This window comes from Micromonospora sp. WMMC250 (assembly GCF_027460215.1).
Classification (GTDB): domain Bacteria; phylum Actinomycetota; class Actinomycetes; order Mycobacteriales; family Micromonosporaceae; genus Micromonospora; species Micromonospora taraxaci.
On sequence record NZ_JAPZBJ010000002.1, the window covers coordinates 2,493,078 to 2,505,357 of the forward strand.

Genomic DNA, 12,280 nt, shown 5'->3' on the forward strand with positions numbered 1-12,280 from the left:
CGTTCAATCGACTAGCATGATTGCCGATGGTGGCAGACCGGCCTGGCCGGTCCGCGTGGGGGGCACCTGACGGAGGACGCTGTGGGGCTGTCGTTCGAGATCCTCGGCCCGGTTCGAGTGCGCAGCGACGGGCAGATCGTGCGGGTGCCGGCCGGCCGACCCACCGCTCTGCTGGTCACCCTACTGCTCCAGGCCGGCCTGGCGGTCCCGGTCGAACGACTGCGCGAGGAGCTGTGGGGCAGACGCCCCCCGGCCTCGGCCGTGGCGAACCTCCGCAGCCACGCCAGCCAGCTCCGTCACCTGCTCGACTCCCCCGGCCACCCGCCCCGGCTGCCCGCCGAGCACGGCGGATACCTACTCCGGGTCGAGCCGGGCGAGCTGGACGCCGGTGAGTTCGAACGACTCGCCACCGACGGGCACGCCGCCCGGATCAGCGGCGAAACCGAACTCGCCGCCACCCTGCTGGGCCGTGCGCTCGCACTCTGGTCACCGACCGACCCACCCCCGGCGTACGGCCCGACCACCGCCGCCGCCTTCGACCGGCTGCGCGAGCGACGGGCCGGCGCCCGCGAGACGTACGCCGCCTGCCGCCTGGACCTGGGCGACCCGGGCACACCGGCGTTGCTGACCCTGCTGCGCCAGCACCTCGCCGAGCACCCGCTGCGGGAGCCGGCCTGGGCGCTGCTGATGACGGCCCTGCACCGGGCCGGCGACCAGGCCGGCGCGGTACAGACCTACCAGGCGGCCTGCCGGGCGCTCGACGGCGAACTGGGCGTGGCCCCCGGGCCCGAGCTGACCGAGCTGTACCACTCGGTACGCCGCCACGAACGCCGCCCGGCGGTTCCGCCCCGACGACCCGGCAGCACCTCGACCCGGCACCGCCCCGTCGCGCCGCGCGTGCCCCACGAGCTGCCCTGTCCCTCCGCACCGTTCGTCGGTCGCCGGGCCGAACTGGCGCGGTTGCGTCAGGCCCTCGCCGACGCCCGACGGCAGCCGGTCACCGTGGCCGTCTACGGCATGGCCGGCACCGGCAAGTCGGCACTGGCCTTGCGCGCCGCGGCGGCGACCCTGGACGCCTTCCCCGACGGTCAACTCCACCTCGACCTCGGCGGATCGGACGCCGACACCGCCCCGCCACCGTTGCAGGTCGCCACCCGGGTTCTCCGCGCCCTGCACCCGGGCACCGACGAGTCCGAGCCGACAAGCGTGGCCGAGGCACGCGCCCGGGTCCGGTCCCTGCTGTTCGACAGGCGGGTGCTGCTGGTGCTGGACAACGCCGCCGAGGCCGCCCAGGTCGACGGCCTGCTGCCGGTCCGCGGCGGGTGCGCGCTGCTGGTCACCAGCCGCAACCCGGTCACCACCGGCGACGCCCCCGGGCTGCGACTCGACCCGCTGCCCGCCGCCGACGCGCTGGCGCTGCTGCGGGCCACCGCCGGCGACCGCACTGTCGACGCGGAGCCGGAGGCGGCCTCGGCGGTGGTCAACCTGTGTGAACGGCTGCCCCTCGCGTTGCGCACCGCCGCCGGTCGGCTGGCCGAAGGGCCGCACTGGTCACTGAGCCGGTTGGCGCGGCTCCTGCGCGACGAGCGGTACCGGCTCGCCGAGACCGGTCTCGGACCCCGACTGGGCGCCAGCTATCGCCGGCTCGGCTCCGCCGCGCCGGTCTTCCTCCGGCTCGGTCGCGCCCACCCCGGGCCGGTCACCGCCGAGCTGGCCGCCACGTTGAGCGGGGCGCCGCCCGAGGACGCCGCGCGGGCACTGGACCTGCTCGTCGCCGCGCAGCTCGCCGAGCCGGCCGGGCCGGGCCGGTTCCACATCGGCGACCTCGTCCGGCTCTACGCCGCCGAACTCGCCGCCACCGAGGCCGGCGGCGACCGGGCCGGTCAGACCGGCGCCGGAGCGTCCTCCCGGTAGCCACGAGCCTGAAGGCCGAACAGTCGGGCGTACCGGCCGGCGGCGGCGAGCAGCTCCGCGTGCTCACCCCGCTCGACGACCCGGCCGTCGTCGAGCACCACGATCGTGTCCGCGTCGCGCACCGCGTTGAGCCGGTGCGAGATCAGCAGGCTGGTACGCCCCCGGCGCAGCTCGCCCAACCGGCGGTGCAGGTCGTGTTCGGCCTCGGCGTCCAGGCCGGAGCTGGGCTCGTCGAGGATCAGCAGGTCCCGCTCGGCCCGCAGGAACCCCCGGGCGAGCGCCACCCGCTGCCACTGACCGCCGGAAAGCACCACCCCCGCCTGCGGATCGTCGCGGTCCGGACCGTCGAAGAAGATCCGCGTCAGCAGGGTGTCGTAGCCGCGGGGCAGGGCGGTCAACGCGTCGTCGATCCCCGCGTACCGGGCGGCCACCCGCAGCCGCTCCGGGTCGTCGCGCGCGCTCAGGTCACCCAGGGCGATGTTCTCCGCGGCGCTGAGGTCGTACGGCATGAAGTCCTGGAACACCGCCCCCAACCGCTCACGCAGCTGGGCCGGATCGAACTCGCGCAGGTCCACCCCGTCCCACCGGATGCTGCCGCGCTCCGGGTCGTAGAACCGGCAGAGAAGCTTGACCAGGGTGCTCTTGCCGGCGCCGTTGAGCCCCACCAGCGCGGTGGTGGCACCGGCGCGCAGACGGAGGTCCACGCCCCGCAGCACCCACTGATGCTCCGGTGAGTAACGGAACCACACATCGCGCAGTTCGATGCCCTCGGTCAGCGGCGGCACCGGCCGGGGCGTGACCGGCACCGGCAGGTCCGACTCGACGTGCGCCACCTGGTCGTAGTGGTCGAAGAGCAGCAGCGCCTGGTGGATTGCGCCGAGCTGGACGACAAGGCTGCCCAGCGCGCCCTGCACACCCGGCACAGCGGCCAGGAAGATCACCACGTCGCCGGGAGTGAGCCCACCGGCGCGCGCGACCGAGACGGTGTAGACCACCCCGACGCCCGCCACCGCCGCCCCGAGCAGGCCGAGCACCGCCTGGGCGCGCACCTCCCGTCGGTCCAGTCGCTGCTCCACCCGGTGCAGGGCGTGCAACTCGTCGAGCATCCGGTCGCCGAAGAACCGGCCCAGGCCGAACAGCCGTACCTCCTTGGCCGCCTGCACACCCACCAGCAACTGGGCGAAGAACAGATCCCGCCGCTGGAAGTGCTCCATCCGCAACACCATCGCCGCGCGGGCGCGGTTGAGCCGCAACTGCATCCACAGCGTGGGCAGCGCGGCGAGCAGCACCAACGTCGCGATCAGCGGGTTGAGCATCACCAGCACACCGAGGAAGCCGGTCATCGCCAGTGCGCTCTGCACCGCGCCGAACGTGTTGCCGGTCAGCTGGGTGGGGCCGAGGTGGCCGGTCTGCTGGGCGGCCTGCAACCGGTCCTGGAACTCCGGGTCCTCCAATCGCACCAACCCGACAAGCCGTTGGACCGCGTCGTACAGGCGGCGGCGCACCAGCCGCGACACCGCCCGGGACCGCTCCGCCGCCACGTAGGTGCGCAGGTGCGGCAGCACCGTGCCGAAAGCGGCGGCGACGGCCAGACCGGCGGCGAGCACGGTCAGCGGCACGCCGACCGAGCCGCCACCGGTGAGCCGGTCCAGCACGAGCTTGGTCAGCGCGGCCACGAGCACCGGAACCAACCCGGCCAGCACCGCGAACAGCAGGTCCGCCGCGGTGCCCGCCGGGGCGGCACGCCAGGTCAGGCCCAGTGCCGCCCGAGCGTGCCGGACAGCCCGCCGCGGTGCCAGCCGGGGGCCGCTCACCGTGCCACCGGCAGGTCCAACCGGGCGATGCCGAACGCCGTCGACGCCACGATGCCGCGCTGGTCGAGGAGGCCGAACGCCGGGAAGCCCTTCACCCCGAACGCCAACGGCAGCGCACCGGTGCCCGGCTCGACGAACACGGTCGCCAGGCCGGCGAACTGTTCCGCGTACGGCTGGGTCTCCGGGCCCTTCCCGACCACCACGATCCAGACGTGCTCCGCGCCGCCGGGCATCGTCCGGGCCCGGTCCACCAACACCGGCAACTGCTCCTCGCAGTGTTCACAGCTCGGCGAGAGGAACGCCACCAGGGTCATCGGCGGCAGGTCGGCGCGGGTGAACACGCGTCCATCCACAGTGGTCGACACGAAGTCGCCGGGGATCGAGCCCACCTCCAGCATCACCGCCGGTGGTTGGCCCTGCTGGTCACTGAGCAGGTCGGAGTGTTCGCGCAGCCGGCGGACCACGCCGAGCAGCAGGACCAGGTTGAGCAGGCCGAGAGCGGCGACGAGAACGACGGCGACGGTCAACAGCGCCATGAGGGCTCCTTCGGGTGCGGGATGCGTTTCGGGGTCAACGCCGACCAGCCGGGCGGGCCGGCCGCGACGAGGTGGGGGCGAAGAGGGCGACCAGGTCATCGAGGCGGACCACGACGGCGGCGAGCGGAACCGCCACACCGACGGCGACCAGGAGGTCCGGTGCGGACAGCGGCGGCCCGGTGGCGGTGGCCCAGCCGAGCAGGCCGAGTAGCGCCACCGCGGCGAGGGCCAGGTTGCGCCCGACGTGCCGGGGCCCGACCGGCGCGTCGGCGGCACCGAAGCAGCGGCAGGCGGGTCGGGCGCCGCGACGAAGTGCGCCGACGATCGCGGCGGTGAGCACCCCGAGCAGCCCCACGGCCAGCACCAGCCCGACGGGCACGGTCCGGGGGACGGCGAGCAGCACCACGACGGCGGCCTCGGCGGCAACCGCCACGCGGGCCGCCGGCACGGTCCACCGGGCGGGCACGCCGAACTGCCCGACCGAGCCGACGAACGCGGCGAAACCCGCCTGGGTCCGCAGCTTGCCGACGACCGCGGCGAGAAACACCAGGGCCAGCAGCAGCCGGGCGGTCAGTTCCAGGGCTCGCATCCGTACGCACCTCCCATTGCCGGGAGACCCACGCTAGGAGCGGCGGATACAGCGCCGATACATCGACCGCCACCGACGTTGTACGTGGCTGTACCGACGCTGTACCGGCCCGCCGTAGCGTCCCGGCAACGATCGATCTCGGGAGGAGGTGAACGGATGTTCCGTCGACTGGAGAACCTGGGCGAGCGGATGCTCGGCGTGTTCGTACCCAAGGTGACGGCAGCTGCCGGCTGTCCGCCGGACCCGTACTGCGCGCTCTGCGGCACGTGCTACTTCAAGCGCTGCAGCACGAACGGCGCCTGCAAGACGACCTGCGGAAGCTGCGGTTACTACTGCAGCGCGGGCGCGAGCACGATGAGCGCCCTCTGCTGAGGCGCTGACGGCGTGCCACCCGGCTCCGGCGGGGTGGCACGCCGTTCCGCGCGCCACTCCTCGCCGACGGTCAGTCCGTGCGCGGTCGCGGCCGGACCAGCACGCCGAGGACGTCCGGCTCCGCGATGTAGCCGCACTCGCGGGAGTCGTAGCTCTGCGACGGGTTGTCACCGAGCACCACCAGTCGACCGTCCGGAACGACCTGTTCGCCGCCACGGCGCAGCAGCGGCACCCGGTCCACCGGCACCGGGTCGCCGGGCACCGCGTACGCCCGCTTGATCAGCAGACCGGGAGTGTCCGCAGCGTCGGGCCGGGTGGGCCGGCCGGCGGTCATCTCCGCCGGGGCCACCAACACGACCACGTCCCCGGGGCGGATCCGGGCCAGCGGCACACGCCGGGCGAGCACCCGGTCACCGGAGCGCAGCGTCGGCTCCATGCTGCGCCCCACCACCGCCACCAGAAGCAGGTGCCGGCGGGCCCAGACCAGGCCGACGGTGGCCACCGCGAGCATGGCGGCCACCGCGAGCCATCCCAGCATCGGCACCGCTCAGGCGCCGCGCAGGGTCGCGCCGAGGCGCTCCGCCGCGACGGCGACCGCCGCGTCCCGCGCCGCCAGTGCCTCCTCGCCGGTGAGGGTCCGGTCCGGGGCCCGGAAGGTCAGCTTGTACGCCAGCGACCGGCGACCCTCGCCGAGCTGCGCACTGGAATAGACGTCGAACAGCCGCACGTCCTCCAGCAGCTCACCGGCGCCCGCCTCCAGCGCCCGACGTACCTGCTCCGCCGGCACCGACTCGTCCACCACCAACGCCACGTCGATCAGTGCCGGCGGGAAGCCGGACACCGTCGGCGCGGACGTCACCGGGGCGGCCGGCAACGCGTCCAGGTTCAGCTCCATCGCGCAGGTACGACGCGGCAGCTCCAACGTCCCGACGACCACCGGGTGCAGCTCACCGGCGTGCCCGACGACGGTGCCGTCGACGAGCAGCTCGGCGCAGCGGCCGGGGTGCCACGGCGCGTACTCGGCCGCGCGCACCTCGACCCGCTCGTCCGGGATACCGGCGGCGGCCAGCACGTCCCGGGCCGCCTCGATGGCGTCCGCCCAGCCGGCCGGTCGACCCGCACCCCACCAGCCGGCCGGGTCGAGGTCGCCGGAGAGCACCACCGCGACGTGCACCGGCTGCGCCGGAACCACAGCGTCGGCGGCGGCGAACTCCTCGTCGGTGGGGCGTCGGTCCACTCCCATCGACGGCGGGCTGCCGGCGCCGGCGCGCGGGTGGAAGACGGCGCCGATCTCGTAGAGGGCGAGGTCGCGGAGACCCCGGCCGAGGTTGCGCTTGAGGACCCCGAGCAGGGGGCCGAGCAGCGTGGTGCGCAGCAGCGGCTCCTCCTCGGACAGCGGGTTGGCCAGCCGCACCGCGGGCCGCCGCGCGTCGTCGGCCGGCAGGCCGAGCTGGTCGGCCAGCTCCGGCGACACGAACGGGTGCGCGAGCACCGCCACGTACCCCCGCTCCGCCAACGAGTCGGCGACGGCCCGACGGCGGCGCTGCCGCAGGGTCAGACCGTTACCGGGAGGGGCGGTCGGCAGCACCGACGGCACCTTGTCGTACCCGTCGAGGCGGACCACCTCCTCGACCAGGTCGGCCGGGTCGGTCAGGTCGGGCCGCCAGGTCGGTGGGGTGACGCTCAGCGTCGTCCCGACTCCGCTGGCGACGCCGACCGCGCCCGGGTCCTCGGACAGCCGGTCGGAGCCCTGCGCGACGGTGCAGCCGACCTCCTCCAGCAGGGCGACGACCCGCGCCGGCGGGTACTCGACACCGATCCGCCGGGTCGGCAGGTCCGCCGGGAGGCTGATCGGGGTACGCGGGCGGACGTGGTCGATGTCCAGGATCTCCGCGCTCGGCGTGCCGCCGCCGTGCTCGGTGAGCAGCCCCACGGCACGTTCCAACGCGACGAGCGCCACGGCCGGGTCGACGCCCCGCTCCCACCGCTTCGCGGCCTCGCTGAACAGCTTGTGCCGGCGGGCGGTGCGCCCGACCATCGCCGGGTCCCAGTGCGCCGCCTCGAAGAGCACGTTCGTGGTGACGCCGGTGTCGACCTCGCTGGTCTCGCCGCCCATCACCGCGGCGAGGGAGATGGGCCCGGTGTCGTCGCAGATGACCATGTCGTCGGCGGTGAGCACCCGGCTGACGCCGTCCAGGGTGGTCAGCTTCTCCCCCGCCTCGGCGCGGCGGACCACCAACGGTCCGGAGATCCGGTCGGCGTCGAAGGCGTGCATCGGTTGGCCCAGCTCCAACATCACGTAGTTGGTGATGTCGACAGGCAGCGAGATGCTGCGGATGCCGGCCGTGACGAGCCGCTGGGCCATCCACGACGGGGTGGGCGCGCTCGGGTCGACACCCCGCACGAGGCGGGCGGTGAACCGGTCGCAGCCGACAGTGTCGCGGACCTCCACCGGGTACGCGGGCGTCTCGGTGCCCCTCGGCGCGGGCACCAGGGCCGGGTCACGCAGCGGCACCTCGAACGCGTGCGACAGCTCCCGGGCCAGGCCGCGCAGGCTCAGCGCGTACCCCCGGTCGGGGGTGATCTCCAGGTCGAGCACGACGTCGTCGAGGCCGACCACCGGGCGCGCGTCGTCGCCCGGCTTGGCCGTCACGTCCGGCCCCAGCACGATGATGCCGGAGTGGTCATCGCCCAGACCCAGCTCCTTCGCCGAGCAGATCATGCCCGCCGAGTTGTGCCCGTACGTCTTACGGGCGCCGATCGCGAACCCGCCGGGCAGCACACCACCGGGCAGGATCACCACCACCCGGTCACCGACGGCGAAGTTCCGCGCCCCGCAGACGATCTCCTGCGGCTCCCCGGTGCCGTTCGCGTCACCCACGTCCACCCGGCAGAACCGGATCGGCTTCTTGAAGCCGGTGAGCTCCTCGATCTCGCGTACCTCACCGACGACGAGCTGACCGGTGACCGACTCGGCCAGGTCCACCACGGACTCGACCTCGATACCGAGGTCGACCAGGGCCTGCTCCAGGTCACCGGTGGGCAGGTCGGCGGGGAGGTCGACGTACTCCCGCAGCCAACTGACAGAAACTCGCATGACTTCAGACCACCGTTCCCGTGTCTCGTACCCGCATCGCCTACGCCTCGGTCCCGAGCGCGCGACTGAACCGCACGTCGCCCTCGAAGAGATGGCGAATGTCGCTGACCCCGTGCCGGATCATCAGGGTCCGGTCGATGCCCATGCCGAACGCGAATCCGGAGTAGACCTCCGGGTCGACCCCACAGGCGCGCAGCACCCGCGGGTTGACCATGCCGCAGCCACCCCACTCGACCCACTGCGGGCCGTCGCGGTGCTCCGGGAACCACACGTCGAACTCGGCCGACGGCTCGGTGAACGGGAAGTAGTGCGGCCGCCACCGGGTCTTCGCCTCCGGCCCGAACATCGCCCGGGCGAAGTGGTCGAGCGTGCCCCGCAGGTGCGCCATCGTGATGCCCTTGTCGACCACAAGGCCCTCGGCCTGGTGGAACACCGGGCTGTGCGTGGCGTCGATCTCGTCGGTGCGGTAGACGCGGCCGGGCACGATCACGTAGATCGGCGGCTTGCGGCTGAGCATCGTGCGCGTCTGCACCGTGGAGGTGTGGGTGCGCAGCACGAGGCCGGACCCCTCCGGTGCGATGTGGAAGGTGTCCATCAACCCGCGCGCCGGGTGGTCGGCGGGGATGTTCAACGCGTCGAAGTTGACCCACTCCAGGTCGACCTCGGGCCCCTCGGCCACCTCGTAGCCCATCCCGACGAACAGGTCGCTGATCGACTCCATCAGCGTGCTCAGCGGGTGCCGCGCACCACGGGGACGCCTGTCGTAGGGCAGCGTGACATCGACGCGCTCCTCGACGAGCACCCGCTCGGCCTGCTCACGCTCCACCACCTCGGCGCGCTCGGCGTACGCGGACTCGATCGCCCGGCGGGCCTCGTTGACCCGCTTACCGGCGTCGGACTTCGCGGCCGGCGGCAACGCGCCGATCTCCCGGCGGGCCAACGAGACCGGGGACCGGTCACCGAGGTGCACCGAGCGCAGCGCTGTCAACGCGTCCGGGTCGGCGGCGGACTCGAACGCCTTCCTGGCGTCCTCGACGGCCTCGGCCAGGGCGGCGGGGTCGAGCAGGGCGACCTGCTTCGGGTCGTACGGATCGTTGCGGTAGCTCATGGCGTACGGGCACTCCCTCACGGCGGCGCCAGCCCTCATCGGGGCGGCGAAGCGAGTCTACGGACGCGCGGCTGTGCCGCAGCCCGCCGGTAGGAGTTGTGCAGGGAGCAGGTCAGGCCCGCCGCCCGCCGACACCGGCGGGCTGGCTAAACGAACGCCGTGTCGCGTTCATGGACGGACGCTCTCCCCTGCTGTCAGTCGCGCCGGGTGTGGACACCATCAGCGCTGTGCTCTCGCTGAAGCGTACAGGCAGACGGCCGCGGCGGCAGCCAGGTTGAGGCTCTCGGCGCGCCCGTACAGCGGCACCCGCACGCGGGCGTCGGCCGCTGCCGTCAACTCCTCGGGCAGCCCGTGCGCCTCGGAACCGAACAACCACGCGGTAGGCCCGACGAGTCGGCCGTAGTCGGTCAGGTCGTCCAGGTCGTCGTCGCCGTATCCCGTGGTGGCGAAGATCGACAGCCCGGCGGCGCGCAGCGCGTCGACCACCGCGACCGGGTCGGGCGCGCGGACGACGTCGACGTGGAAGAGACTGCCGGCCGAGGCCCGCACACACTTACCGTTGTACGGATCGACGGCGTCACCGGCGAAGATCACCGCACCCGCACCGGCCGCGTCGGCGGTGCGCAGCACCGTGCCGGCGTTGCCCGGGTCGCGGATCTCGGCGAGCACCGCCACCAGCCGGGGCCCACCCGCGAGAGCCTGTTCGAGTGTGACGTCCAGGTGCTGGCAGACCGCGACCAACCCCTGCGGGGCGACGGTCTCGGTCAGCGCCGCGAGGGCGTCGTCGGTCACCTCGGAGACCGGCACGTCGGCGCGGGCCGCCGTGGCGGCCAACTCCGGATACCGGTCGAGCGCGGCCGGCGTACCAAAAAGCTCGGTGACCACCCCCGGCCGGGCGAGGGCCTCACGGACGGCCTGCGGGCCCTCGGCCAGGAAACGACCGGTCGCGTCGCGGTCCCGGCGGCGTTGCAGACGGCGGGCGGCGACAATCCTGGGGGTACGCGGGGTGAAGGCCATGGGGTTTGCTCCTCCGGCACGATCGAGGCGCCCCCCGGACGGCGATGCCGACACGGGAGACGCCTCTCTCTGGTGCGTGGGGATCAGGCGGCCTGAGCCGCCGCGCCGCCGGTGCCCTCGGCCGTGACCGCAGCCCGGGCCAGCTCCACGATCGCCGCGAACGAAGCGGCGTCGTTGACAGCCATGTCGGCCAGGATCTTGCGGTCGACCTCGATGCCGGCCAGACGCAGGCCCTGGATCAGACGGTTGTAGGTCATCCCGTTGGCCCGGGCGCCCGCGTTGATCCGCTGAATCCACAGCTGCCGGAAGTCGCCCTTGCGGTCGCGACGGTCCCGGTAGGCGTACTGCATCGAGTGCAGCACCTGCTCCTTGGCCTTGCGGTACAGCCGGGAGCGCTGACCGCGGTAACCACTCGCGGTCTCCAGCAGGGTACGACGCTTCTTCTGGGCGTTTACAGCCCGCTTGACGCGTGCCATCTCAACTCCTTCTTACGTAAAGGTGGCGCGCGTCAGCGGCCGAGCAGCTTCTTGATGCGCTTGACGTCGGCCTTGGCCAGCACGACCGTGCCGGTCAGCCGGCGGGTCTGGGTGGAGGGCTTCTTCTCCAGGTTGTGGCGCAGGCCAGCCTGCTGGGCAACGATCTTGCCCTTGCCGGTCACCCGGACCCGCTTACCCATACCCGTGTGGCTCTTCATCTTCGGCATGTGGAACGTCTCTCCCCTGTTACTCGCCGCTGGTGGCGGCGGTGCCGGTGTCACCGGCTGCTGCGGTCTCGCCGACCGCCGCGGTGTCATCGGCTGCCGGAGCGGCGGACTCGTCCGCGGCCCGGTCCCGAGGGCCACCGCGAGACGCCGTGGCGGCGACCGCGGAAGCCTTGACGGCCCGGTGCGGAGCGAGAACCATGATCATGTTTCGGCCGTCCTGCTTGGGAGCGGCCTCGACGTATCCCAGGTCCGTGATCTCGGATTCGAGCCGACGCAGAAGCCGGTAACCCAGCTCCGGGCGACTCTGCTCGCGACCGCGGAACATGATCGTCACCTTGACCTTGTCGCCCGCCTTGAGGAACCGCACCACGTGACCCTTCTTGGTCTCGTAGTCGTGCGGGTCGATCTTCGGCCGAAGCTTCATTTCCTTGATGACGGTCTGCTGCTGGTTACGCCGCGCTTCGCGCGCCTTGAGTGCGCTCTCGTACTTGAACTTGCCGAAGTCCATGAGCTTGCACACCGGCGGGCGCGCCATCGGCGCAACCTCGACCAGGTCCAGATCGACGTCCGCGGCCAGCTGAAGAGCGCGCTCCAGCGGGACGATGCCCACCTGCTCACCCTCTGGGCCGACCAGTCGGACCTCACGTGCCCGGATCTGCTCGTTCACGCGTGGTTCGACGCTGATGGGGCCTCCTCGAGTCGTTTCTGCTCAGTGGCCGACCCCTGCGGCTCCCGGATGGGAACCGACCCGAAAAGCAGAAGGCCCCGGCGCATGCCAGGGCCCGCTCGACCGGCCAGCACGATCACAGGATCGCGCATCCGACGCCGGGACATGCCCGGAACCGGTGACCGGACCCGGCCACCGTAGCGGCGACTCGGGTGGGAGCAGGCGCTCCGCTTTCAAGGCTGCCTGCTCGCACGCGGAGACAGCCTGGTCGACTCGACAACACTACACCGACGTCCCGGCCACCCCCAAACCGGGACACCCGGGGCGCCCTCCGGGGCTGTCCCGGGGCACCCGCCGCCACGCTGCCTCACGTGCCCCGCTGCCAAGATCGAGCCCGGGTCAACGGCCGGCGAGCGCAGGGCCGCGGTGGGGTGCGCCTGGGCGGCCACGCACTCAGATCGAC

12 protein-coding genes are annotated in these 12,280 nt (G+C 73.0%); 2 read left to right on the forward strand and 10 right to left on the reverse strand.

Annotated elements, in window-relative coordinates; all coding sequences use genetic code 11:
* Nucleotides 1–81 precede the first annotated feature (81 nt).
* Nucleotides 82–1,914, forward strand: a complete 1,833-nt coding sequence (locus O3438_RS10775; RefSeq protein WP_269679840.1) for an AfsR/SARP family transcriptional regulator — start codon at nucleotides 82–84, stop codon at nucleotides 1,912–1,914.
* On the opposite strand, the gene O3438_RS10780 is transcribed toward O3438_RS10775, so the two are convergent.
* From O3438_RS10780 to O3438_RS10790, 3 genes are read right to left on the reverse strand one after another with little or no spacing between them, the layout of a single operon-like run.
* On the reverse strand, nucleotides 1,884–3,728 hold the full coding sequence (locus O3438_RS10780; protein WP_269679841.1) for an ABC transporter ATP-binding protein: 1,845 nt from the start codon (nucleotides 3,726–3,728) through the stop codon (nucleotides 1,884–1,886). The two genes, O3438_RS10775 and O3438_RS10780, sit on opposite strands and share 31 nt — an antisense overlap.
* Nucleotides 3,725–4,264 carry a TlpA family protein disulfide reductase gene (locus O3438_RS10785; protein WP_269679842.1) on the reverse strand — a complete coding sequence of 180 codons (540 nt, stop codon included), beginning with the start codon at nucleotides 4,262–4,264 and terminating at the stop codon, nucleotides 3,725–3,727. The genes O3438_RS10780 and O3438_RS10785 overlap by 4 nt, the downstream gene beginning before the upstream one ends.
* A gap of 34 nt (nucleotides 4,265–4,298) precedes the next feature.
* Complete coding sequence (locus tag O3438_RS10790; RefSeq protein WP_269679843.1) at nucleotides 4,299–4,853, reverse strand: MauE/DoxX family redox-associated membrane protein; 555 nt, start codon at nucleotides 4,851–4,853, stop codon at nucleotides 4,299–4,301.
* 156 nt (nucleotides 4,854–5,009) lie between these two features.
* Here O3438_RS10790 and O3438_RS10795 point away from each other — a divergent pair, with 156 nt between their 5' ends.
* Complete coding sequence (locus O3438_RS10795; RefSeq protein WP_269679844.1) at nucleotides 5,010–5,225, forward strand: hypothetical protein; 216 nt, start codon at nucleotides 5,010–5,012, stop codon at nucleotides 5,223–5,225.
* Between the two features lie 70 nt (nucleotides 5,226–5,295).
* On the opposite strand, the gene O3438_RS10800 is transcribed toward O3438_RS10795, so the two are convergent.
* The 7 genes from O3438_RS10800 to infC form a co-directional block, all read right to left on the reverse strand.
* A complete protein-coding gene (locus O3438_RS10800; RefSeq protein WP_269679845.1) occupies nucleotides 5,296–5,763 on the reverse strand; it encodes a S26 family signal peptidase in 468 nt (155 codons plus the stop codon).
* A 9-nt stretch (nucleotides 5,764–5,772) separates the two neighbouring features.
* The gene (gene pheT / locus O3438_RS10805) at nucleotides 5,773–8,322 is read right to left on the reverse strand and encodes a phenylalanine--tRNA ligase subunit beta (RefSeq protein ID WP_269679846.1); all 2,550 of its coding nucleotides are present in this window, start codon (nucleotides 8,320–8,322) and stop codon (nucleotides 5,773–5,775) included.
* Nucleotides 8,323–8,362: 40 nt separating this feature from the next.
* Nucleotides 8,363–9,430, reverse strand: coding sequence for a phenylalanine--tRNA ligase subunit alpha (gene pheS / locus O3438_RS10810; RefSeq protein ID WP_269679847.1), 1,068 nt, complete (start codon nucleotides 9,428–9,430; stop codon nucleotides 8,363–8,365).
* Nucleotides 9,431–9,649: 219 nt separating this feature from the next.
* Nucleotides 9,650–10,447: a TrmH family RNA methyltransferase gene (locus O3438_RS10815; protein ID WP_442929589.1), complete on the reverse strand. Its 798-nt coding sequence runs from the start codon at nucleotides 10,445–10,447 to the stop codon at nucleotides 9,650–9,652.
* Between the two features lie 83 nt (nucleotides 10,448–10,530).
* A complete protein-coding gene (rplT, locus tag O3438_RS10820) occupies nucleotides 10,531–10,923 on the reverse strand; it encodes a 50S ribosomal protein L20 (protein WP_007458417.1) in 393 nt (130 codons plus the stop codon).
* A 32-nt stretch (nucleotides 10,924–10,955) separates the two neighbouring features.
* Nucleotides 10,956–11,150: a 50S ribosomal protein L35 gene (gene rpmI / locus O3438_RS10825; RefSeq protein WP_030488428.1), complete on the reverse strand. Its 195-nt coding sequence runs from the start codon at nucleotides 11,148–11,150 to the stop codon at nucleotides 10,956–10,958.
* A gap of 19 nt (nucleotides 11,151–11,169) precedes the next feature.
* Nucleotides 11,170–11,817, reverse strand: coding sequence for a translation initiation factor IF-3 (infC, locus tag O3438_RS10830; RefSeq protein ID WP_269679849.1), 648 nt, complete (start codon nucleotides 11,815–11,817; stop codon nucleotides 11,170–11,172).
* Between the last annotated feature and the right edge of the window lie 463 nt (nucleotides 11,818–12,280).

Excerpts from the sequence above, each read along its gene's own strand:
- O3438_RS10800 (WP_269679845.1), bottom strand. The coding sequence starts at position 5,763 with ATGCTGGGATGGCTCGCGGTGGCCGCCATGCTCGCGGTGGCCACCGTC.
- O3438_RS10815 (WP_442929589.1), bottom strand. The coding sequence starts at position 10,447 with ATGGCCTTCACCCCGCGTACCCCCAGGATTGTCGCCGCCCGCCGTCTG.
- rplT (WP_007458417.1), bottom strand. The coding sequence starts at position 10,923 with ATGGCACGCGTCAAGCGGGCTGTAAACGCCCAGAAGAAGCGTCGTACC.
- rpmI (WP_030488428.1), bottom strand. The coding sequence starts at position 11,150 with ATGCCGAAGATGAAGAGCCACACGGGTATGGGTAAGCGGGTCCGGGTG.
- O3438_RS10795 (WP_269679844.1), top strand. The coding sequence starts at position 5,010 with ATGTTCCGTCGACTGGAGAACCTGGGCGAGCGGATGCTCGGCGTGTTC.
- pheS (WP_269679847.1), bottom strand. The coding sequence starts at position 9,430 with ATGAGCTACCGCAACGATCCGTACGACCCGAAGCAGGTCGCCCTGCTC.
- pheT (WP_269679846.1), bottom strand. The coding sequence starts at position 8,322 with ATGCGAGTTTCTGTCAGTTGGCTGCGGGAGTACGTCGACCTCCCCGCC.
- O3438_RS10785 (WP_269679842.1), bottom strand. The coding sequence starts at position 4,264 with ATGGCGCTGTTGACCGTCGCCGTCGTTCTCGTCGCCGCTCTCGGCCTG.
- O3438_RS10790 (WP_269679843.1), bottom strand. The coding sequence starts at position 4,853 with ATGCGAGCCCTGGAACTGACCGCCCGGCTGCTGCTGGCCCTGGTGTTT.